General features: G+C 64.4%; 21 protein-coding genes. 10 read left to right on the top strand and 11 right to left on the bottom strand.

The features are described 5' to 3' along the window. Positions 1-230, top strand: a 230-nt coding sequence (locus tag IE071_RS15905; RefSeq protein ID WP_229792946.1) for a hypothetical protein, incomplete at its 5' end; no start/stop codon positions are given. Between the two features lie 45 nt (positions 231-275). Here the strand turns inward: IE071_RS15905 and tyrS are convergent. Then, positions 276-1,487, bottom strand: coding sequence for a tyrosine--tRNA ligase (gene tyrS, locus IE071_RS15665; RefSeq protein ID WP_189442538.1), 1,212 nt, complete (start codon positions 1,485-1,487; stop codon positions 276-278). 185 nt (positions 1,488-1,672) lie between these two features. Between tyrS and IE071_RS15660 the strand changes: the two genes are divergently transcribed. Next, complete coding sequence (locus IE071_RS15660; RefSeq protein ID WP_189442537.1) at positions 1,673-3,115, top strand: OapA family protein; 1,443 nt, start codon at positions 1,673-1,675, stop codon at positions 3,113-3,115. Positions 3,116-3,128: 13 nt separating this feature from the next. Beyond that, positions 3,129-4,283 (top strand): anhydro-N-acetylmuramic acid kinase, encoded by a 1,155-nt coding sequence (locus IE071_RS15655; RefSeq protein WP_189442536.1) that lies wholly within the window; start codon positions 3,129-3,131, stop codon positions 4,281-4,283. On the opposite strand, the gene IE071_RS15650 is transcribed toward IE071_RS15655, so the two are convergent. From IE071_RS15650 to IE071_RS15640, 3 genes are all read right to left on the bottom strand, one after another. Beyond that, on the bottom strand, positions 4,229-4,531 hold the full coding sequence (locus IE071_RS15650; RefSeq protein ID WP_229792945.1) for a hypothetical protein: 303 nt from the start codon (positions 4,529-4,531) through the stop codon (positions 4,229-4,231). The genes IE071_RS15655 and IE071_RS15650 overlap by 55 nt on opposite strands. Before the next feature lie 106 nt (positions 4,532-4,637). Beyond that, positions 4,638-5,867, bottom strand: coding sequence for an AmpG family muropeptide MFS transporter (locus IE071_RS15645; RefSeq protein WP_229792944.1), 1,230 nt, complete (start codon positions 5,865-5,867; stop codon positions 4,638-4,640). A 25-nt stretch (positions 5,868-5,892) separates the two neighbouring features. After that, the gene (locus tag IE071_RS15640; RefSeq protein WP_189442533.1) at positions 5,893-6,663 is read right to left on the bottom strand and encodes an exodeoxyribonuclease III; all 771 of its coding nucleotides are present in this window, start codon (positions 6,661-6,663) and stop codon (positions 5,893-5,895) included. A 69-nt stretch (positions 6,664-6,732) separates the two neighbouring features. Between IE071_RS15640 and IE071_RS15635 the strand changes: the two genes are divergently transcribed. From IE071_RS15635 to IE071_RS15625, 3 genes are all read left to right on the top strand, one after another. Further along, positions 6,733-6,984 (top strand): N-acetyltransferase, encoded by a 252-nt coding sequence (locus IE071_RS15635; RefSeq protein ID WP_189442532.1) that lies wholly within the window; start codon positions 6,733-6,735, stop codon positions 6,982-6,984. A gap of 24 nt (positions 6,985-7,008) precedes the next feature. Further along, the gene (gene pyrE, locus IE071_RS15630) at positions 7,009-7,656 is read left to right on the top strand and encodes an orotate phosphoribosyltransferase (RefSeq protein ID WP_189442531.1); all 648 of its coding nucleotides are present in this window, start codon (positions 7,009-7,011) and stop codon (positions 7,654-7,656) included. 116 nt (positions 7,657-7,772) lie between these two features. Next, positions 7,773-8,414, top strand: a complete 642-nt coding sequence (locus IE071_RS15625) for a DUF4124 domain-containing protein (RefSeq protein WP_189442530.1) — start codon at positions 7,773-7,775, stop codon at positions 8,412-8,414. Positions 8,415-8,482: 68 nt separating this feature from the next. On the opposite strand, the gene IE071_RS15900 is transcribed toward IE071_RS15625, so the two are convergent. The 3 genes from IE071_RS15900 to coaBC form a co-directional block, all read right to left on the bottom strand. Continuing rightward, a complete protein-coding gene (locus IE071_RS15900) occupies positions 8,483-10,810 on the bottom strand; it encodes a phosphomannomutase/phosphoglucomutase (protein WP_189442529.1) in 2,328 nt (775 codons plus the stop codon). A gap of 61 nt (positions 10,811-10,871) precedes the next feature. Next, positions 10,872-11,330: a dUTP diphosphatase gene (dut, locus tag IE071_RS15615; RefSeq protein ID WP_189442528.1), complete on the bottom strand. Its 459-nt coding sequence runs from the start codon at positions 11,328-11,330 to the stop codon at positions 10,872-10,874. After that, positions 11,327-12,532 carry a bifunctional phosphopantothenoylcysteine decarboxylase/phosphopantothenate--cysteine ligase CoaBC gene (coaBC, locus tag IE071_RS15610; protein WP_189442527.1) on the bottom strand — a complete coding sequence of 402 codons (1,206 nt, stop codon included), beginning with the start codon at positions 12,530-12,532 and terminating at the stop codon, positions 11,327-11,329. The genes dut and coaBC overlap by 4 nt, the downstream gene beginning before the upstream one ends. A 96-nt stretch (positions 12,533-12,628) precedes the next feature. Between coaBC and radC the strand changes: the two genes are divergently transcribed. The 4 genes from radC to IE071_RS15590 all read left to right on the top strand — a co-directional run bounded on the left by radC (position 12,629) and on the right by IE071_RS15590 (position 17,014). Continuing rightward, a complete protein-coding gene (gene radC / locus IE071_RS15605; protein WP_189442526.1) occupies positions 12,629-13,300 on the top strand; it encodes a RadC family protein in 672 nt (223 codons plus the stop codon). A gap of 501 nt (positions 13,301-13,801) precedes the next feature. Beyond that, the gene (argS, locus tag IE071_RS15600; RefSeq protein ID WP_189442525.1) at positions 13,802-15,490 is read left to right on the top strand and encodes an arginine--tRNA ligase; all 1,689 of its coding nucleotides are present in this window, start codon (positions 13,802-13,804) and stop codon (positions 15,488-15,490) included. Then, positions 15,490-16,209 (top strand): SPOR domain-containing protein, encoded by a 720-nt coding sequence (locus IE071_RS15595; protein WP_189442524.1) that lies wholly within the window; start codon positions 15,490-15,492, stop codon positions 16,207-16,209. The genes argS and IE071_RS15595 overlap by 1 nt, the downstream gene beginning before the upstream one ends. A 49-nt stretch (positions 16,210-16,258) precedes the next feature. Then, complete coding sequence (locus IE071_RS15590; RefSeq protein ID WP_189442523.1) at positions 16,259-17,014, top strand: SDR family NAD(P)-dependent oxidoreductase; 756 nt, start codon at positions 16,259-16,261, stop codon at positions 17,012-17,014. 64 nt (positions 17,015-17,078) lie between these two features. Here the strand turns inward: IE071_RS15590 and IE071_RS15585 are convergent, their stop codons facing one another. From IE071_RS15585 to speA, 4 genes are all read right to left on the bottom strand, one after another. After that, entirely contained in the window at positions 17,079-18,281 is a 1,203-nt protein-coding gene (locus IE071_RS15585) for a DUF3734 domain-containing protein (RefSeq protein WP_229792943.1), read from the bottom strand. A 30-nt stretch (positions 18,282-18,311) separates the two neighbouring features. Then, positions 18,312-19,052, bottom strand: a complete 741-nt coding sequence (locus IE071_RS15580) for an acetoacetate decarboxylase (protein ID WP_189442522.1) — start codon at positions 19,050-19,052, stop codon at positions 18,312-18,314. A gap of 82 nt (positions 19,053-19,134) precedes the next feature. Beyond that, positions 19,135-19,920: a 3-hydroxybutyrate dehydrogenase gene (locus IE071_RS15575; RefSeq protein ID WP_189442521.1), complete on the bottom strand. Its 786-nt coding sequence runs from the start codon at positions 19,918-19,920 to the stop codon at positions 19,135-19,137. 87 nt (positions 19,921-20,007) lie between these two features. Then, positions 20,008-21,897, bottom strand: a complete 1,890-nt coding sequence (gene speA, locus IE071_RS15570; RefSeq protein ID WP_189442520.1) for a biosynthetic arginine decarboxylase — start codon at positions 21,895-21,897, stop codon at positions 20,008-20,010. Positions 21,898-22,042 lie beyond the last annotated feature (145 nt).

Here is a 22,042-nt window from a genome sequence, read left to right as displayed (position 1 = left end):
CGCGCCGAGGACGTTTCGTCCTAGGTGAGCCGCCCATTCTACATCGCTTTTCGCGACCGTCAACACCCTCGTTGAAGCTTTTTTTCGAGGTCCCGGCGGTCCGTCTTGCGACGTCTGGGCGACTGCGGGCCGCGAATAATACGATCTGTGATTTTTTTAGCAAGCGTTTCTTGAAACTTCTTTTGCAGATGTGCCGCAAACAGCTGACGACGCGTGAATTTATCTTTTGAAAAGTGCCGCTCGATCCATCCTGCGGGGATCAAACGACGCTTCGATCACGCCTCGACGAGCTTCACGCGTGCAAAGTTGCGCTTGCCCACCTGCAGTACGCCTTCGAAACCGGCAAGGAATACGCGCTGGGCGTCTTCCACGACTTCGGCGTCGATGCGTACGGCTCGCTCCTTCAGCTTACGGCTGGCTTCGGAGTTGCTCGCCGTCAGGCCGGCCGCGCTGAGCAAGGCGGCGAGGCGCAAGCCTTCAGCGGGCACCACGATGTCAACCTGCGGCAACAAAGCAGTATCACCTTCGCCGCGCACGACCGCGTGCCAGCCGGCAATCGCCAGTTCGGCCGCGGCCGCTCCGTGGAAGCGCGCCGTCAGTTCATGCGCGAGGCGCAGCTTGGCATCGCGCGGGTTGAGCGCACCGCTGGCGATGTCCTTCTTCATCTGTACTAGCTCGGCCAGCGACACCTCGAAGCTGAGCAGTTCGAACCAGCGCCACATCAACTCGTCGCCGATCTTCATGGTCTTGGTGACGATGTCGATCGCCGGCTCGTTGATGCCGATGTAGTTGCCGAGCGACTTGGACATCTTGTTGACGCCATCCAGACCTTCCAGCAACGGCATGGTCAGCACGATCTGTGGTGCTTGGCCGTGGTGCTCCTGTAACGCGCGACCCATCAGCAGGTTGAACTTCTGGTCGGTGCCACCCAACTCGACATCCGCCTTCAGCGCGACCGAGTCGTAGCCCTGCACCAGCGGATACAGGAACTCGTGGATCGCAATCGGCTGCTGCGCCGCATAGCGTTTGGTGAAGTCATCGCGCTCGAGCATCCGCGCCACGGTGTGCTGGGCAGCCAACTTGATCATGTCGGCGGCCGACATCTGGCCAAACCACTCGGAATTGAAGCGCAACTCGGTCTTCTCCCGATCCAGCACCTTGTAGACCTGCTCGGCGTAGGTCTCGGCGTTGGCCAGCACATCCTCGCGGGTCAGCGGCTTGCGCGTGACGTTCTTGCCGGTGGGGTCGCCGATCATGCCGGTGAAGTCGCCGATCAGGAAGATCACCTGGTGACCCAGATCCTGAAACTGGCGCATCTTGTTCAGCAATACGGTATGGCCGAGATGCAGATCCGGCGCAGTCGGGTCGAAGCCAGCCTTGATCCGCAACGGGCGGCCGCTTTTCAGGCGCTCGGCCAAGTCCTCCCGCTTGATGATTTCGTCGGCGCCACGCGCAATCGTGGCCAGCGCCTGCTCAAGCTCGCTCATGTGTATCTCTCTAAAGGATGACGGTAGTGGACAGCGGTCACGAAACGTGATCGTGCCGTCAACGTTAATTGTGCGTTAACCAGGAATGTCGCGCAAACCCTTGATGGAAAAGGCGTTGACGCCATTTACACATGACCGTTATGGTACGCGCAGTTTGTTACTTTGTACCGCGGGGCGTTCACAGCATGGCTGAAGAAAAGCAGGGGGCGCGGCATGCCCGCAAGCAGGCGATCTGCCGCAAGGCACAACGCCGGCACTCCCACTTCTACGAGCGCTGCTCGCATTGGTCGTTCAACCGTTCAGCCGAAATCGAACCGATCCACTGGCATCGCGAACGTTTCGTACTCGCCGGTACCGCTTTGCTGATCACCTTGTTGTCCGGCTTCATCATGCCCGCGTGGGCCAGCGCGATGCGCCCGACGCCGACACCGGAAGTGCATTCGCTGTTGCCGTTGGCGCTGCCGAAAGTCGCGCCGATCGACACGACGGCTGCCACCGTGGACGACTGGCAGGTGGTGCGGGTGCAGCCCGGCCAGACCCTGTCGGATATCTTCAACGCCCGCGGCCTCGGCATGGCCGACCTGCAGAAAGTGATGGACGCATCCGGCAGTGCAAAATCCGCGCTGCACAACATCCGACCCGGTCAGGAATTCGATTTCCTGCTGGACAGCGATGGCAGCCTCAAAGGCTTCCGCTTCGACCAGGATCAGGCCAATCTCGCGATCGTTCGCCTCGACGGCACGCAACCCACTGTCTCCTTTCAGCAGCGCGACATGGACCTGCGCGAACAGGTGGCGCACGGCGTCATTCGCAGCAGCCTGTATGCCGCCGGCGACCAGGCGGGCATGAATGCAGCGATGGTCGGCAAACTGGCCGACCTGTTCAAGTACGACGTCGATTTCGTGCAGGACTTGCGCGTTGGTGACAGCTTCACGGTGATCTATGACGATCTCTACCGCGATGGTGTGCGCTACGGCGAAGGCAATATCGTCGCCGCCGAATTCATCAACCAGGGCAAACGCTACACGGCCTATCGCTTCAAGAAGGCTGACGGCAGCGAGGGCTGGTTCAGCGAAGATGGCCGGCCGATCCAGAAGTCGTTCCTGCGCATCCCGGTCGACTTTACCCGCATTTCCTCGACCTTCAGTGCGGCACGCATGCATCCGATCCTTGGCCGCATGCGTGCGCACAAGGGTGTCGATTACGCGGCGCCCACGGGCACGCCGATCCATGCCGCCGGTGATGGCGTGATCAAGTTCAAGGGCTGGATGAGCGGCTACGGCAACTTCGTGATCATCCAGCACAACAACACGATCAGCACGGCCTACGGCCATATGTCGCGATTCGGCAGTGAACGTGTCGGCCAGCATGTCAGCCAGGGCCAGGTGATCGGCTTCGTAGGCATGACCGGCCTGGCTACCGGCCCGCATCTGCACTACGAATTCCGTGTCAACGGCGAGCAGCGCAATCCGCAGACGGTGACGCTGCCTCAGCCCGAACCACTGCCGGCAGTCCAGTTGGCGAAGTTCAAGGCCCAGGTGGTGAAACCGCAGATGGCACGACTGACCGAACTGGATGCCCGTATCAAGCTGGCCCGTACGAACGCGCCTGCCAACAACGACAACTGAGCGAAACGCGAGCGTGAATGACGCTACGGCGCTTTATATCGGACTGATCTCCGGCACCAGCGCAGACAGCATCGATGCTGTTCTGGTCGACTTTGCTCGCGACACACCACAGGTTCTGGCGACCCACACCCATGCGTGGCCGCCAGCCTTGCGCGAGCGCATGCTGGCGCTGGCGCAAGGCGAGGCCGCGCTGGACTTGGATGCGTTTGGACGGCTGGACGTCGAAATCGGCCGCTGTTTCGCCGATGCCGCCCTGCAATTGCTTGAGCAAAGCGGCACGCCGGCGCAAGCCGTGCGTGCAATCGGTTCGCACGGCCAGACCTTGCGCCACCGCCCCGGCGGCGACTATCCATTCACCCTGCAGGTGGGCGATCCGACCACGATTGCCGAGCGCTGTCACATCGATGTAGTGGCGGATTTCCGGCGTGCCGACCTCGCCGCTGGCGGGCAGGGTGCACCGTTGTTGCCGGTACTGCACGCGATGCTGCTGGGCCGCCCGGGCCATGCGCGAGTGGTGCTCAATCTCGGCGGCATTGCCAATATCACCGTGCTCGGCGCCGATGGCAGCGTGCGCGGTTTCGACACCGGCCCGGCCAACGGTTTGCTCGATGCCTGGTGCCTGCGTCATCGCGGCGAACCATTCGATCGCGACGGAGCGTTTGCAGCGAGCGGCCGGCTCGACCCGGACCTGCTTGATGCCCTGCTGGCCGACGCTTACTTCGCGCTGCCGCCGCCGAAGAGCACCGGACGTGAACATTTCCATCTGGACTGGCTGGCCGCGCAGGCGCCACTGGCTGGATTGAATCCGGCGGACGTGCAGGCCACGTTGCTCGAACTCAGCGCTCGCAGCGTTGCCATGGCGATCACACAACACGCACCAGACGCAGATGAGGTGCTGGCTTGCGGTGGTGGCGTGCATAACGGCGCGCTGATGCGCCGACTGGGCGAACTGCTGGTACCACGCGTCCTGTGCAGTACCGCTCGCTACGGCATCGATCCGGATTTTCTCGAAGCCACCGCGTTTGCGTGGCTGGCGCGACAGCGTTTGCTCGGCCTGCCCGGCAATCTGCCGGCGGTGACCGGTGCACGTGGACTGCGAGTACTCGGTGCGATCTATTCCGCGCCCGCGGCAGACCCGTCGAAACGGATACTTTCCGGCGCCAATTGAGTCGGGTGGGTCTGCGCCAAAGCGTGCAGCGCCTCCTGGAATACGCCCTGTTCCGCAGCTTCCCAATCGCCTTCGAGTGCGGCCAATGTCTGCGGGTCACAGAGGGTTTCGCTGCGCTGTTGCGCGGGTGACATGCCCAGACCATTGCGCAAGGCGTGCAGCAGAACATCATTGATTGAACACTGCCGATCCCGCGCCAGCGCCTTGACGCGTTCGGTCAGCAAGCTGTCAACGTGCTGCAGGATCATGTCCGGCACAGGCGTCACTCCGTGTTCCGCAGGGATTTGAGGCCCCCTCATGCTGGCTGGAATTCTGACTGATCTGGAGGACACTTCCGTGGTCTGGTTGGCAATCTCAGTGTGGCTGGGCCAGTTCGACGCGATGGATCGCATGACGCAGCACGATCACCAGCAACAACCCCGGAATCGCCGACAAGACAGTGATCACGAAGAACGTCGACCAGCCTACCTGCGGCACCAGCCACGCCGCCACCGGGCCGAGAAACACTCGCCCCACCGCCGACAGCGAGGACAGCAGCGCGTACTGGGTCGCGGAGAAACGCATGTTGCACAACCCGGTCACCAACACCACGAAGGCGGTGCTGCCCAATCCGCTGAAGAAGTTCTCCAATCCCACCACCGTGGCCAGCGCGTAGATGTCCGGCCCGCTGTGCACCAGCCAGATATAGCCCAGATTCACCAGCGCCTGCGCCACTCCCAGTATCAGCAATGCCGGAAACAACCGTATCCGTGTCACCACCCAGCCACCGGCCAGCGCACCGAGCAGGCCAGCCATCAAGCCGAAGGTCTTGTTGATCGCCCCCAGCTGAGTCAGCGAGAACTGCGGCACGCGCAACAGGAACGTGGTCGACAGCGACAACGCAAACGCATCGCTCAGTTTGTACAGCACCATCAGCGCCAGCCACGCCAACGCTATCTTGCCGTAACGCTGAAAGAAGTCCACGAATGGCTGTACCACCGCCTCGGCGAAGCTCCGCGTGGGACGCTCGTCCGGGGCATCCGGCGACAGCACGGTAACCAGCAGCGAGCCCAGCATCAGCGCACCCATTAACCGGTATACCGATGCCCAACCCAGATGGTCGGCAAGGATCAGCGCCAACGCTCCGGAGACCAGCATGCCGAGCCGATAACCACCCTGCGAGAACGCGGTACCCCAGCCGCGCTCGGCCGGAGGCAGCAGGTCGGTACGATGCGCGTCGTAGGCAATGTCCTGCGTGGCGGAGGCGAACGCCAGCAGCACACCAAGGAACGCGATCGTGGTCGCCGCGCCTTGCGGTGTGTAGAAACTCATGCTGATCAGCGCCGCACCGCACAGCAGTTGCATCAGCAGGATCCAGCCGCGGCGGCGACCGAGAAACGGCAATGGCAGGCGATCCAGCAGCGGCGCCCACAGGAACTTGAACACGTAGGCCTGACTGATCAGGGTGACCCAGCCGATCGCCTTCAGACTCATCCCGGATGTGGTGAACCACGCTTGCAGCGTACTCAGCGACAACGCCAACGGCAGGCCCGAGGCAAAACCCAGCAGGCCGATGCTGAGCACGCGCCAGGGGCGGCCCGGCATGACTGTTGTCGTCGGCAACATGGGCTCAGTCGACATAATCGACCGTATACGGCGCGTGGTCGGAGAAACGCTGCTCGCGGTAGATCGAGCAGTCGCGCAGGCGTTCGCGCAGTGACGGCGTGCAGACCTGGTAGTCGATGCGCCACCCCACGTTGTTCGCGCGCGCCTGGCCGCGGTTCGACCACCAGGTGTATTCGACCGCCTCGGGCTTGATCGCACGGAAGCTGTCGACCCAGCCACGCTGCTGGAACAACAGATCCAGCCATGCACGTTCCTCCGGCAGACAGCCGGAGTTCTTCTGGTTCGAACTCCAGTTCTTGATGTCGTTCTTGGTGTGCACGATGTTCCAGTCGCCGCAGATCACGTAGTCGCGGCCGCTTTTCAGCCACGTGTCGAAAATCGGCGTGATCCACTCCATCGCCCTGAACTTGAACTGCTGGCGTTCATCGCCGGAAGAGCCGGACGGGAAGTACAGCGACACCACCGAGAGGTTGCCGAAACGCGCCTCGATGTAACGACCTTCGTTGTCGAACTCGTCCCAGCCCAGCTCAGTCAGCACTTGGTCGGGCTCGCGCTTGGCGTAGATCGCCACGCCGCTGTAGCCCTTCTTGCTCCTGGCGTCGCGATAGAAACAATGATGGCCGTCGGGACGGAACATCGGATCGCTCAACTGATCCTCCTGTGCCTTGGTTTCCTGCAGGCAGACCACGTCCGCGTTTTGTGTGCGCAGCCAGTCGAACACGCCCTTGGTCGCGGCCGAGCGGATGCCGTTGGCATTGAGGCTGATGATGCGCATGAAGTCTCCCGGCTCGTGATGGGTGATCATAACAACCGCGACGCCTCACTACCGCCAGCAGAAGGGAACATGCCTGAACGTCCCGCCATTCGCGTCGCCCCGGTCAATCTCGAACTGCGCCCGGCTTTGCTACGCTTGCGCGTGCTGCCGGCCCAGCGGGATGACGTGGGCGCGATCGACAGCCTGCTAGTACTCACGGTGAACCACAACAACCATGCAGCCTTGCGCTTGTACCTGCGGGCCGGCTTCCACGACAGCGGCGAGCTGTACCATGGCGGCCGTTCCGGCCCGCAGCATCTGCTGCTGCGAGCGCCGCCCTGATTCCGACTGCCAGCGAGACGACTTGTGCACGACTACCAGCGCGACTTCATCGAACTCACCCTGCAACGCGAAGTGCTGCGCTTCGGCGAGTTCACCCTGAAATCCGGCCGGCAAAGCCCGTACTTCTTCAACATGGGGCGCATTGATTCGGGCGCCGCATTGGCCCAGCTCGGGCGTGCCTACGCCGCCGCCGTGGTCAATGCCGGAATCAAGGTCGACATGCTGTTCGGCCCTGCCTACAAGGGCATCGCACTGGCCGCGGCTACCGCCATCGCACTGGCCGATCAACACCAGCGTGACTTGCCGTGGGCGTACAACCGCAAGGAGGCGAAGGATCACGGCGAGGGTGGCGTGCTGGTCGGTGCGCCGCTCAAGGGCCGCGTGCTGATCGTCGACGACGTGATGACGGCCGGCACCGCGGTGCGTGAATCACTGGCCTTGATCCGTGCGCACGGCGCGGAACCGGCCGGTGTGCTGATCGCACTGGATCGGCAGGAACGCGGCCAGGGCGAGCACTCCGCCGCGCAGGAAGTGGCTACCGACTACGGTATTCCGGTGATCGCGATCACCAGCCTCGACGACGTGCTGGCGTATGCCGGCGAACAGCCTCAATTGGCCACCGAGCACGCTCGTCTGCTGGCTTATCGCGAACGCTACGGGGTTCAGGGTTGAGTTCAACCAGGGACCCCTAAACTCCAGCGAACCCGATCACAGTGGCAACCGTAGCGGCGGATACAGTGCTAGGCAGCACGATGACGACGGCTATACTGGGAAACAAGGGAGAATCCATGCGCAAATCACTACTTGTTTTTGCTGCTGTCGTGCTGGTCGCGAGCCTGTCGGCGCACGCCCAGAACACCGGCAACATCCGCTACAAATGGTACGACGGACAAGGCCTGATGCATTTCAGCGACAGCCTTACCGCCGATGCGATGAAGTACGGCTATGACCTAGTCAACGACCATGGTCTGGTAGTGCAGCATGTGCCGCGCCAGTTGAACGCCGAAGAGCGCGCCGCCGCCAACAAGCTGGCGGCCGAACAGGCGGCCAAGCAGCGCGCGGCGCAGGAGATCGCCAACGCCGAAACGCAGATGCTGGCGGCCTATCCGGACGAAGAGTCGTACAAGATCTCGCAACAGCAGGCGCTGGATACCATCGACCAACAGATCCACACCACCCAGATCAACCTGCGCAGCCAGGAAAAGGCACTCACCGACCTGCTCGCGCGCGCGGCCGACATGGAGAACGCCAAGACGCCGGTGCCGAAGTTCCTGGTCGACAACATCGCCCAGCAGCGTGGCATCGTCACCGCCCAGCGCAGCGCGTTGCAGCGCCAACAGGCTTTGCGCGTGCAGACCGTGCAACAGCAAGCCAAGCAACTGGCGCACTATCGCGAGCTCAAGGCGGCGCAAGCGCAGCCCACGGAGTAACCCGCCGCTGTTTTCGTGAGGAATACAGGCCAGCTTTCGCTGGCCTTTTTCTTACCGCCGGTATCAGTTCAGTACGGCAATTTCAGCTTGAAATCCACCGCCAGCAGCTGCTTGCGGAAGATCAGCTGGATGCGCTTCAGCGCTGCGGCATCGTCCGCCTCGAAACGCAGCACCAGTACCGGCGTGGTATTGGAGGCGCGGACCAGGCCCCAGCCATCCGGCCAGTCCGCACGCAGCCCGTCGATGGTGATCAGGGTGGCATCGTCGAAGTTGGCCTGCTGGCGCAACTTGTCCATGAAGCGATAGTGCTCGCCCTCGGCCAACTCGATCTTCAGCTCGGGTGTGGAGACGCTCTTCGGCAGCGTGGTGAAGATCTCTTCCGGGCTGCGCCCCTGCAGGTCGCCGGCAAGGATTTCCAGCAAGCGGGCAGCCGCGTAGATGCCGTCGTCGAAACCGTACCAGCGCTCCTTGAAGAAGAAGTGCCCACTCATCTCGCCGGCCAGCTCGGCACCGGTCTCGCGCATCTTCGCCTTGATCAGTGAATGGCCGGTGCGCCACATCAGCGGGCTGCCGCCGGCATCCAGGATCTGGCCCTTCAAATGGCTGGTGCACTTGACGTCATAGATGACGGTGGCGCCGGGCTGGCGCGACAGCACATCGCGCGCGAACAGCATCAGCAGACGGTCCGGATAGATGATCTCGCCGGAGCGGGTGACCACGCCGAGGCGATCGCCGTCGCCATCGAACGCGATGCCCAGATCGGCACCGGTCCGTTTCACTGACAGGATCAGATCCTCGAGATTGTGGGGATCTGACGGATCCGGATGGTGATTCGGGAACGTGCCGTCGACGTCGCAGTACAGCGGGATCACCTCGCAACCGACCCCTTCCAGCACCTGCGGTGCGATCGCACCGGGAATGCCGTTGCCGCAATCGACGACGATCTTCAGGCGGCGCTCGGCAAGTACGTCGGAGACGATCTTTTCGATGTAGTCGGGCGCCACGTCGACCTGGCGCAGGCTGCCCCGACCATCGCTGGCCAGCGCGCCGCTGGCGATGCGCTGGTACAGATCCTGGATCGCACCCTCGGACAAGGTCTGGCCGCCGACCACGATCTTGAAGCCGTTGTAGTCCGGCGGATTGTGGCTGCCGGTCACCGCCACGCCGCAACCGGTATTGAAGCGATACGCCGCGTAATAGATCACCGGCGTGGGTACCGCGCCGACATCGATCACGTCGATACCAGCCGCACGCAGGCCATCGGCCAGCGCGCCGGCCAGCTCCGGCCCGGACAGGCGACCATCACGGCCGACCACGATTTCGCGCAGGCCCTTCTCGTTCATCAACGCACCAATCGACTGACCGAGCGCGTGCGCGACCTCCTTGTTCAAGGTCTTGCCGACCACGCCGCGCACGTCGTACGCGCGGAAGATGCTTGGATCCACATTGACCGTCGCGGTGACCGGTGGCGCTGGTGAGGGGGCCGCAGATGGCCTCGCTGCCCTGGTCAGTGCGGGGACATTTTCGATTCTCTCCGGCAACGCCACTTCCTCGGGCTCAACCGTCGGCACCTCGCGCCAACGCAGGCGCAGCCACAACAGGTAGCTTCCGCCGCCCAAGCCCAGCAAGGTCAGCAAGCCACTCAACAACCACGAGCGCGGCAACACAATGAAGGCACCGGGCAAACCGGCGCCGACACTGAACACGCTGCCGGCGACCGGCTTGCTGGTCGCTTCGGCCTCGGCCGACGCGGCGCCATGCGAAAACAGCTGCACGTTGCCGTGCTCGTCGCCCTGGCGGAACTCCAGCCGGCCACCAGCTGGCGAGATCGCATCGAAACGTTGCCGCAGCGGAGCGAACGGCAGCTCGACCCAAGCCCATGCCTGCGCCTGTTGCGGCGGTCCCAGCGGAATCACCAGACTCAGCCGGCGATCGTCGCCGCCATAGGAAACACTCTGTGCCAGCGGCACCCCTTCGGCACTCTGCGCAGCCATCAGCTGGGCCGCCTTGGCGTAACCGAACTCGCGGTAGTTGGCCTTCAGCACCTCGTTCAGATCGCCGCTGTACAGCTCTAGTTTCTTCGCCTGCGGCAACTGCTGGCGCAGCGCCGCCGCGGACTGCGCCGGATCGCTCATCAGGGTGGCCGGGTCCACCCCAGCCAACACCTTTTCGACGGTGCCGCGTTGTCTGGCGACTTCATCGGACATCGCCTGCACCGCCTCGTTCTGGGCGATATGCACCCGCTCGATGGCATTTCCTTCATCCGCGATCAGCCAAGTCTGCCACGCGCAGAACAGCCCCAGCAGCAGCAAGAGGGTGCCACCAGCCAGTGGCAACAGATCGTTCCAGTCGATCTGCAGGTTGCGCAGCCGTTCTTTCGCGATATTCAACGCCATATCCCGCCCCCACGGCTGTGCCTGCGTGCCGATCCGATAGGTTCCGAACCCACCTGTCTGCTCATTGGTTACCCGTCGAACCAAAACCACCGCTGCCGCGTTCACTCGGCGCAAATTCGGTCACGACCTTCAGCCGCGCCTGCGCCACCGGCACCAGCAGCAACTGGGCAATCCGATCGCCCACCGCGATGGTGTACGACTGTGTGCCGCGATTCCAGCATGAAATCATCAGCGGCCCCTGATAGTCGGCGTCGATCACCCCGACCAGATTGCCCATCACCAGGCCGTGTTTGTGACCCAGCCCCGAGCGCGGCACGATCAGCGCGCACCAGCCTGGATCACCGATGTGGATCGCGATGCCACTGGGTACCAGCGCACTTTCGCCCGGCGCCAGCGTCAGTGGTGCCTCCAATGCGGCACGCAGATCCATGCCGGCGCTGCCGGGGGTAGCGGCCTGTGGCAACGGAATGCTGTCGCCGAGGCGCGGATCGAGAATTTTCAGCTCGACGTCGATCGTCATCCGCGCGCCGCCCGATAGCGCTCAGCCACCTGGGCGATCAGCTGGCGCGCCAGTTCGGGTTTCGCCGCCCGCGGCAGTTCGACCATGCCGTCGGCCCAGTACAACGTCAACGCGTTGTCGGCCGCCTCGAAACCGAGACCGTCACCCACCTGATTGGCCGCAATCATGTCCAGCCCCTTGTGCCGCAGTTTGCCCTGCGCATAGCTCGCCACATCATGCGTCTCCGCGGCGAATCCGACCAGGAACGGGTGCGCGGTTTGCGCCGACAGACTGGCCAGAATGTCCGGATTCTCGGCGAGCTGCAGCGACAGGCCGGTACCGTCGCGCTTTTTCAGTTTTTGCGCGGATACTTCCAGCGGGCGGTAATCGCCGACTGCCGCTGCGCCGATATAGATGTCCGCCTGCGCCGCGGCGCTCAGCACCGCCGCATGCATCTGCGCCGCGCTGCGCACATCGATGCGTTGCGCGACACCGGCCGGTGTCGCCAGGCTCACCGGCCCGGCAATCAGGGTCACCCTGGCGCCCGCCTGGACAGCAGCAGCAGCCACCGCGAAACCCATTCGGCCGGAACTGCGGTTGCCGATGAAACGCACCGGGTCGATGTCTTCGTAGGTCGGGCCAGCACTGACCAGCACCTTCAACCCAGCCAGCGACTGGTTGCCGAACGAGGCCAGCAACGCATCACGCAATTCGTGCGGCTCCAGCATCCGGCCTGTGCCGACGTCACCACAAGCCTGATCGCCAGCGGCCGGGCCGAGCAGTTGCACACCGCGCTGGCGCAACGTGCCGATATTCGCCTGCACCGCCGGATGCGCCCACATCTGCTGGTTCATCGCCGGCGCCAGATACAGCGGCGCGGCGCTGGCCAGGCACAGTGTGGTCAGCAGGTCGTCGGCCATGCCATGCGCCAGTCGCGCCAGCATGTCGGCGCTGGCTGGCGCAATCAGGATTCGTTCGGCCCAGCGCGCCAGCTCGATATGTCCCATCGCTGCCTCGGCCTGCGCGTCCCACAGGCTCACCCGCACGCTCTGGCCGGACAGTGCCTGGAACGTGGTCGGGCTGACGAAGTGGGTGGCACCCTCGGTCATCACCACACGCACCTCGGCATCGAGATCGCGCAGGCGGCGAACCAGCTCGCAGGACTTGTAGGCGGCGATGCCGCCGGATACACCCAGCAGGATGCGGCGTTGGGCAAGACTCATGTAAGACAGGCCTGACAATCGGGCAGATGCCTAGCTTACCGGATTCATTCGCCATGACCGCTGCCTGGCAGCGGTGCTGTCCGGCAAGTTGAGCGCATGAGCATCCGTGACTGGCCCGAAGGCGAACGCCCGCGTGAAAAGCTGCTGACCCGTGGCAGTACTGCACTGTCCGACGCCGAATTGCTGGCGGTGCTGCTGGGCAGCGGCAGTCGCGGCAAGGATGCGTTGGTGCTGGGGCGCGAACTGCTGAGCACGGCCGGCAGTCTGGGCGCGCTGCTTGGCCGGCCCGACCAGCAGATCCGCGCCGGTGGACTGGGTCCGGCCAAGCGTGCCCGCATCGCCGCCGCACTCGAACTGGCCCGGCGCAGCCTGGCCGAGCAGCTGCAGGAAAAACCCAGCCTGGGCAACCCGCGCGACAGCGGCGATTTCCTGCGCGCGCGTCTGCGCCATCTGCCGTACGAAGTATTCGGCTGCCTGTATCTGGACAACCGCCATCGCGTGCTGGCGTTCGAGGAATTGTTCCGCGGCACCGTCGACGGCGCCAGCGTGCATCCGCGCGAAGTGGTGCGCGCCTGCCTGCAGCACAACGCCTGCGCCGTGATCTTCGCGCACAACCATCCCTCCGGCGTCGCCGAACCCAGTGCCGCCGATCGTGCGATCACCCACGAATTGCGCGATGCATTGCAGTTGGTTGGCGTGCGCGTGCTCGATCATCTGGTGATCGGCAGTGGTGAGCCGGTATCGATGGCCGCCCGCGGCCTGCTCTGAGCCCTGAACCGCGGCGATAAAAAAACGGCGTGGAATGAACCACGCCGTGGGGCCGATTGGGGGAGGGGAGAGAGCGGCGTCTCCACTTGCCGTTTCATGGAGGGGAGTCATGTCCAGGCCCGGCCATTGTCGCAATGCCGCATGACGAACCGATGACACCTGCCGCTCGCATGAAGGGCCGCCAAGTCGCCGAAACTTATGCACAAAAGAGCGATACAAGCCCTTGCCGGCCCGATCATGCCCTTTACTGCAAGTTGACGCTTTAATTCATTGAATTAATTTGATTATTTATTGTGACAAGCCCGTTTCCGGGATCCCGAGATGGATTTCGAACCGGCCTCTCCAGCTTTCCCCACAGACTTATCCACAGGGCGGCTCGTCGCGGTGCATCAAGACCCGCGGCCACGCACATACGCTGGCTGCAAGCACCAAGACCGGTGCGTTTCGTCGGCATGGTGGTCTGTTAGGATTGGCGGTTCCATCACGAAACCGATCCCACCCGTGAAAGAACAGTTGCGCGACTTGGTGCTGCAGGCGATCCAGACCCTGCAAGCCGATGCCACCCTGCCTGCCGACCTGACCCTGCCGGGGTTCGTGATCGAGCGCGCGCGCAGCCGCGAGCATGGTGACTTCGCCTGCAACGTGGCGATGCTGCTGGCCAAGCCGGCTCGTGCGAAGCCACGTGAACTGGCCGACAAACTGGTGGCCGCGTTGCCGGTGAACGAACTGGTGGCGAAGATCGAAATCGCCGGTCCCGGTTTCATCAACTTCTTCCTCGCCGCCGGCGCCTACCACGCCGAAGTGCGCCGCATCATGGCCGAAGGCGATGCTTACGGCCGCAGCAGCGCCGGCCATGGCAAGACGGTCGGTGTGGAATTCGTTTCGGCGAATCCGACCGGTCCGCTGCATGTGGGTCACGGCCGCAACGCCGTCATCGGCGACTGCCTGAGCCGGTTGCTCGACGCCACCGGCTGCAACGTCAAGCGCGAGTACTACTACAACGATGCCGGCGTGCAGATCGCGAATCTGGCGATCTCGGTGCAGGCACGCGCGCGCGGGATCACCCCGGACGACAGCAGCTGGCCTGAAAGCGGCTACCGCGGCGACTACATCGCCGACGTGGCGCGGGCCTACCTCGACCGCGAATCGGTGGTCGCCGACGGCGAGACGGTGACCGGCGCCGGCGATGTCGACGACCTCGACGCGATCCGCCGCTTCGCCGTGGCCAGCCTGCGCCGCGAGCAGGACCTCGACCTGAAGGCGTTCGGCGTCGGTTTCGACACGTATTTCCTGGAGTCCTCGCTGTACAGCGACGGCAAGGTGGAAGAGACCGTGCGCGAGCTGGTCGCCCACGGTCACACCTACGAAGAAGGTGGTGCGCTGTGGCTGCGCAGCACCGACTACGGCGACGACAAAGACCGCGTGATGCGCAAGTCCGACGGCAGTTACACCTACTTCGTGCCGGACGTGGCCTATCACCTGAGCAAGTGGCAACGCGGCTACGAGAGCGCCATCACCGTGCTCGGCTCCGATCACCACGGCAGCCTAGCCCGCGTGAAAGCCGGCCTGCAGGCGCTGGATGCGGGCATCCCCAAGGGCTGGCCGAACTACGTGCTGTACCAGATGATCACCGTGATGCGCGGCGGCGAGGAAGTGAAGATTTCCAAGCGTGCCGGCAGCTATCTCACCCTGCGCGACCTGATCGACGAAGCCGGCTGCGACGCCACTCGCTACTTCCTGATCGCGCGCAAGACCGATTCGCAGCTGATATTCGACATCGACCTGGCCCGTTCGCAATCGAACGACAACCCGGTGTACTACATCCAGTACGCGCATGCCCGCGTGTGCAGCGTGCTGCGCCAAGCCGGCGAGAAGGGCTTCACGTTCGACCTGCAGGACGGCCTCGCCCACCTGGCCCGGTTGGACAACGAGCACGAGCAGATCCTGCTGACCGAGCTGTCGAAGTATCCGGAGCTGGTCGACGCCGCGGCGGCAAATCTGGAGCCGCATCTGGTCGCCGCATGGCTGCGTGAATTGGCCAACGCATTCCACACCTACTACAACTCGCATCAGTTCCTGGTCGAGGACGCCGCGTTGCGCAACGCGCGCCTCGCGCTGGTGGTGGCGACGCGGCAAGTGTTGAAAAATGGCTTGGCATTGTTGGGCCTGAGCGCCCCGGAGAGCATGTAATGGCAGCACGCAAGGGCAAGGGTCGGCAGGCCGTGCGCAACAGCAGCAACGGTTTCCCGGGCTGGGGCTACGCCGTCATCGGCGTGCTGATCGGCGCCATCCTGATGGCGGTGATGATGCGTGGCAGTCTGCTGACCAGCATGAACAAACCCAACGGCCCGCAGGCTAATCCGCAGGCCACCGCCGAACGCGGCAGCGAGCCCGGCGTGGTCGAACCGGCCGCCAGCGACAGCGCACCGAAGAAACCGCAATTCGATTTCTACTCGGTGCTGTCGGAGAAGGAAGTGCGCATCCCCGACGCCGTGATCAGCGCGCAGGCGCGCGCCGAACAGCAGCAGAAGCAGCAAGCCGCACAACTGCAGGCCCAGCAACAGGCTGCGGCCCAGCAGGCGGCAACGCCCGCCGCGCCGGCGAATGCACCGGCCGCGGTCAGCGAGAACATCACCGCCGCGCCGGCCACCGCCGTGCCGCAACCCGGCACCGGCAGTGGCTACCTGCTGCAGGTCGGCGCCTTCCCGAACGCCGGTGATGCGGAAACGCTGAAAGCGAAACTGGCCATGCAGGGTTTCATCGCCAACGTGCAATCGGTCAACATCGGCGGCCAGACCTACAACCGCGTGCGTCTCGGTCCGTTCCGTTCCGCCACCGAACTGGAATCGACCAAGCAGCGACTGGCTGGGGCGGGAATCAATGCGATTGCCTTGAAGGAAGGCAAATAGCGCGCATCGTGCGCACGACGACACAGACCTGCGCGCTGGACTCTCACGCATGACCACCAAGACTGCCTGGATCACCGGCGCCACCTCCGGGTTCGGCGCCGCCGCCGTGGAACGTTTCGTGGCCGGGGGCTGGCGGGTGATCGCCAGCGGCCGTCGCGCCGATCGGTTGCAGCAACTGGTTGAACGCCACGGCGCTGACCGCGTGCACGCAACGGCGTTCGACGTCCGCGACGAGGCTGCGATGCGTGCGGCGCATGCCAACCTGCCGCCGGCGTTCGCCGACATCGACCTGCTGGTCAACAACGCCGGCCTGGCGCTGGGCACCGCGCCGGCGCAACAGGCGGATCTGGCGCAGTGGAAGCAGATGATCGACACCAACATCACCGCGCTGGTGACGATGACCCATCTGCTGCTGCCCCAACTGATCGAGCGCCGCGGCACCATCATCAACATCAGCTCGATCGCGGGCAGCTACGCCTACCGCGGCGGCAATGTATACGGCGGCACCAAGGCCTTCGTCACCCAGTTCTCGCAGAATCTGCGCAGCGATCTGCACGGCACCGGCGTGCGGGTGAGCTCGATCGAGCCGGGCATGGCCGAAACCGAGTTCACCCTGGTGCGCACCAGTGGCGACCAGGCCGCATCAGAGCAGCTCTACGCCGGCGCCCACCCGATCACCGCCGGCGATATTGCCGACACGATCTGGTGGGTCGCCAACCAGCCGCCACACCTGAACATCAACCGCATCGAGGTGATGCCGGTCAGCCAGTCGGCGGCCGGGCTGCAGGTTGCCCGCGACAGCTGAGCGGATACGCCCGGCGGGCGGGCAGCACGCTTTCTCCAACCCCGTACAAGCACGCGCGGAGCGATCAGCTGGCCTCGCCGCGATGCGCGTCATGCGTTACGAATGGACGCGCGGGATCGGGCAGGTCGAGCCAGTGCGCATGCCCCAGCGTCTTGCGCATGTCATCCACACCACTGCGCCAATGTTCCTGCATCGTCGCCGCGCTGAACTCGTAGTCCTTGTAGTTGCCTTCGTACGGCTTGTCGCGATAGATCAGGTGCACCACGTTGACCAGCGCGCCGTTGGCGCGCGCTTCGGCACGGCGGAACGCCGGATCGCCGCGGCGATCGGCCGGCACCAGCGCCATCAGGTCGTGCAGCAGGCGCTGCTGTTCCTGCACGGTGCGCATGTGTTCGGTGACGAGTCGCGTGCGGCTGGAAAACTGGATCTCCTTGCTGCGCTCGGCGACCTGCAGCATGTCCTGCGGCAGCGTGCCGGCGGCGCTCCACAGATCGACCTGGAACACCAGCGTGTCGCGCCGCGGCTGCTCGGTCAGCACCCGGTACAGCGGCGTATTTGAGACCATGCCGCCATCCCAGTAGAACTCACCGTCGATCTCCACCGCGGGAAAGCCCGGCGGCAACGCGCCGGAGGCCATGAAATGCTCGGGCCGCAGGCGCTGCTGTGTACTGTCGAAGTAGGCGAAGTTGCCGGTGCGCACGTTCACCGCGCCGACCGACACGCGCAAGGTGCGCGGATCGTTGATCCGGTCGAAATCGGCGAGCCGCTCCAACGTGCCGCGCAGTGGCGCGGTGTCGTAGTAGCTGGCGCTGGCCGGTCCATCCGGTGCCTGCAGATAGGGCGGTGGCAACCGCGGCGTGAAGAAGCCAGCCTGGCCTTCGGTAAGTGCGCGCCAGGCAGCCCAGCCGCTCATCGCGCCCAGCGCGGATGCCGGCCAAGCCTGGCCATCCGGCAATGCCGGCAGTCCCAGCGCCGGCAGCAGCGGCGGCTGGCAGATGGTCTGCCAGAATTCGCGCAACCGCTCGACTCGCCGCTCCGGCGGATTGCCGGCGATGATCGCCGCGTTCAACGCGCCGATCGAGATGCCGGCCACCCAGTTCGGATGGCGACCGGCCTCGGCCATCGCTTCGTAGACGCCGGCCTGGTAGGCACCGAGCGCACCACCACCCTGCAAAACCAGAGCAGTGGTGTGGTACTCCTGCGCCGGCCGGGCGGAAGCGGACTTGCCGCCATTGTCGGCGGGCGGACTGGATTTGCGAGAGTTCACGCGCTGGCTCCGTTCATCTGGCGAGGCGATTCAATCAGCAAGGTAGTCATGCACGACCTCGCCCAGATCCAAGGTGAGGTCGGTGATGTAGTGCAGCGCCGACTCCACCTTCAGCACCGGCAGATCCGCCACCGGCGCCAGTGCGTGCGGGTGCAACTCGAGCGAACCGGGTCCGCTCCATGCACCCTTCAGCGTGACGTTGGTGGTGTAGTAACGGACCAACTCGCAAATGCGCGGCGTACCGTCCACGTGAGGGATGATCTTCAGCAGGAAACCCGGTGCCGCGAGGCCGGCCAGCACCGCGGCATGGTCCACCTCGCGATGCTTGAAACCCATCGTGGCCTTGGCGACGCGCACCTTGCCGTAGTCGAGGGTACCGACCAGGGTGTCGATCTCGGTCTCCAGCACCGGACTGGCCAGCTTCTTGGGGAAACCCCAGAGTTCGCGGCCGCCGGCAATCGGCGGGTGGTCGTTCAAGTACATGGAATGCACGTAGCCGCCACGTTGCCCGCGGAAACTCACCGGAATCACCTGACCCGACTCGGTGTAGTCACCGAAGCCGGTGGAATCCGGCATCCGGATGAATTCGTACTTGACCAGCGGCTCGGTGACTTCCAGCGGCTCGGGCACCACCGCACGCAGCGCATCGATGTCGGTGCGGTAGGTGATCACCAGGAATTCACGGTTGATGAAGCGATACGGCCCGGGCGGAAACGCCGGGCTGGTCAGCGGCATGGCGAACGCATTCGCCTTCACGTCGGCAATCTTCATGGGGACATGTCCTGGCACGGCATGGCTACGACGGCAGCGCGATCGCCTCGACCACGCCGCCACGAGTGCAGCTGCTTCGTCGTTACTGCATGTACCAACCGTGGCTGACCACGAACGACTGGCCGGTCAATGCGGCGCTGGGGAAGGTGGCCAGGTACAGCGCGGTCTGCGCGATGTCCTCGACCGTGGTGAACACGCCGTCGACGGTGTCCTTCAGCATCACGTTCTTGATCACGTCCGCTTCGCTGATGCCCAGCTCCTTCGCCTGCTCGGGAATCTGCTTCTCCACCAACGGCGTGCGCACGAAGCCGGGGCAGATCACGTGCGAGCGCACGTTGTGGGCGGCGCCTTCCTTCGCCAGCGTGCGCGCCAGGCCGAGCAGGCCATGCTTGGCAGCGACATAGGCGGACTTCAGCTTGGACGCTTCGTGCGAATGCACCGAGCCCATGTAGATCACGATGCCGCCCTGGTCGCCCTTGTACATGTGCTGTAGCGCGGCCTTGGTGGTGAGGAAACCGCCATCGAGGTGGATCGCCAGCATCTTCTTCCAGTCGGCGAACGCGAACTGGTCGATCGGGTTGATGATCTGCACGCCGGCATTGGAGATCAGGATGTCCAGACGGCCAAACGCGGCCACCACTTTGTCAGTGCCCGCGTTGACCGCATCCTCGTTGCTGACGTCCATCGCCACGCCGATGGCCTTGCCACCGGCCGCATTGATCTCGGCGGCAGCTGCATCGGCGGCCTGCTGGTTGATATCGGCAATGCCCACCGCGGCACCGTTTTTTGCATACAGCTCGGCGATCGCCTTGCCGATACCACTGGCCGCGCCAGTGATCAATGCCACCTTGCCATCAAGACTTGCCATGCGTGACTCCTTGATCGATGTGTGGGGATTTTTTGCGTCGCACCATTGAACCCCGGCCGCGCCAGGAAGGGAAGCTCGGCTAACGGATCAGTGTGTTTCTTCCGCCAGATAGGTGTAGGCGGTCAGGCCGCCGTCGAGCGCGCCATACAGCTGTTCGGCCTCGGCACCGCTCAGTCCCGCGCTGGCAATGCGCTCACGGTAGCTCTGGCGCAGCGCCTCGAGGTCGTAGCCAACGTAATCGAGCATCAGGTCGGTGGTGTCGCCGCGGCGCACGTGCGCGAACGTGTAGCTGTCGCCGTCCACGCGCACGTTCACCGCATCGGTATCGCCGAACAGGTTGTGGATATCGCCCAGCGTTTCCTGGTAGGCGCCGACCATGAAGATACCGAGGCGGTAGCTTTCACCGTCCTTCAGTGCATGCAGCGGCAGGCTCACGTCGACACCTTCGGCATCGACGTAGTGGTCGATACGGCCGTCCGAATCGCAGGTGAGGTCAACGATCACGCCGCGCCGGGTCGGCTGTTCGTCCAGCCGCGCGATCGGCGCGATCGGAAAGATCTGGCCGATCGCCCACACGTCGGGGATCGATTCGAACACCGAGAAGTTGACGAAGTACTTGTCGACCAGCTTCTCGTCCAGCTCGTCCAGCGCCTGTCGATGCGAGCGTTCGGCCGGCAACAGGCGCGTGCGCACGGCGCCGGCGATCGCGTAGTACATCTCGTCCAGCCGCGCGCGATCGGCCAGCGCCAGCTGGCCCAGCGCGTACAGCGTCTGGCCCTCCTGCAGATGGTGCTGGGCCTCGTGGAACAGCTCCAGCGCGGGACGGCGATCCAGTTCCTCCCAGGTTTCGCGCAGCCGGCGCAACACGGCGGGCTCTTCCACGCGCAAGGGCGGAATCGCGCCGACCGGCACCGGTTCCACCTCGGTCACGTTGACCACCATCACCGCGTGATGCGCGGTCATCGCGCGACCGGCCTCGGTGAGGATGTGCGGCGCGGGCAGACCTTCGGTCTCGACCGCCTCGGCCAGCGACTGCACGATCGTGGCGGCGTACTGCTCGATCGAGTAGTTGATCGAATTGTGGCTGCGCGACCGCGAGCCTTCGTAATCCACGCCGAGGCCACCGCCGACGTCGACGATCTCCAGCGGCACGCCCATCCGGCTCAGCTCGACGAAATAGCGCGTCGCCTCGCGCATGCCGTTGGCGATGTCGCGCACGTTGGAGATCTGCGAGCCCATGTGGAAGTGCTGCAGCTTCAGCGTGTGCTTGAGGCCGGCCGCATCGAGCCGCTCGATCAAGGTCAGCACCTGATTCGGCGACAGGCCGAACTTGCCCTTGTCGCCGCCGGTGTTCTGCCACTTGCCCGCGCCGATCGAGGCAAGCCGCACGCGCACGCCCAGCAGCGGCTCCACGTTAAGCGCCTTCGCTTCGCTGAACACATGGTCCAGCTCGGACAGCTTCTCGATCACGATATGCACGCGCAGGCCCAGCTTCAGGCCGATCAGCGCGAGGTGGATGTATTCGCGATCCTTGTAGCCGTTGCAGATCACGATCGAGCCGGGCCGCGCCATCGCCAGCACCGCCATCAGCTCGGGTTTCGAGCCGGCCTCGAGGCCGAAGCCATGCGTGCCGGCGGCGACCAGCTCGCCGGCGACGCCGCGCTGCTGGTTCACCTTGATCGGGTAGATCGCCGTATAGCCGCCCGCATAGGCGCTGTCGGCAATTGCTCGCGCAAAGGCGCCCTGCAACCGCGCGAGGCGATCGGCCAGGATGTCGGGAAAGCGCACCAGCAAGGGCAGGCGCAGGCCATCGGCGCGGGCACGCTCGACGATCTGCGGCAGCGACAGGGCGGGGCCGCTGGCGCCGCGTGGGCGCATCACGATCTCGCCGGCCGCGCTCACGTCCACATAGCCATCACCCCAATGCGGCACGGCGTAGGTGTGGCGGGCAGAGTCAGTATTCCAATGGTTCGACATCAGCGAAGCTCCTTTTACCAACGGATGATGTCGTCGCAGCGGCGAGCCTTGACGGTGTTGCTCGACGAAGGAGCACGAAGCCCGAGCGACCGGAAGCCTCGCACGCCGCGGGGTCGATCGGGCTTGTCGGCCACCAGACGCGCTG

It is taken from the genome of Rhodanobacter panaciterrae, from assembly GCF_014651895.1.
Classification (GTDB): Bacteria; Pseudomonadota; Gammaproteobacteria; order Xanthomonadales; family Rhodanobacteraceae; genus Rhodanobacter; species Rhodanobacter panaciterrae.
Note: the sequence above shows the minus strand (reverse complement) of the source record. Positions and strands in the feature narration are given on the sequence as shown.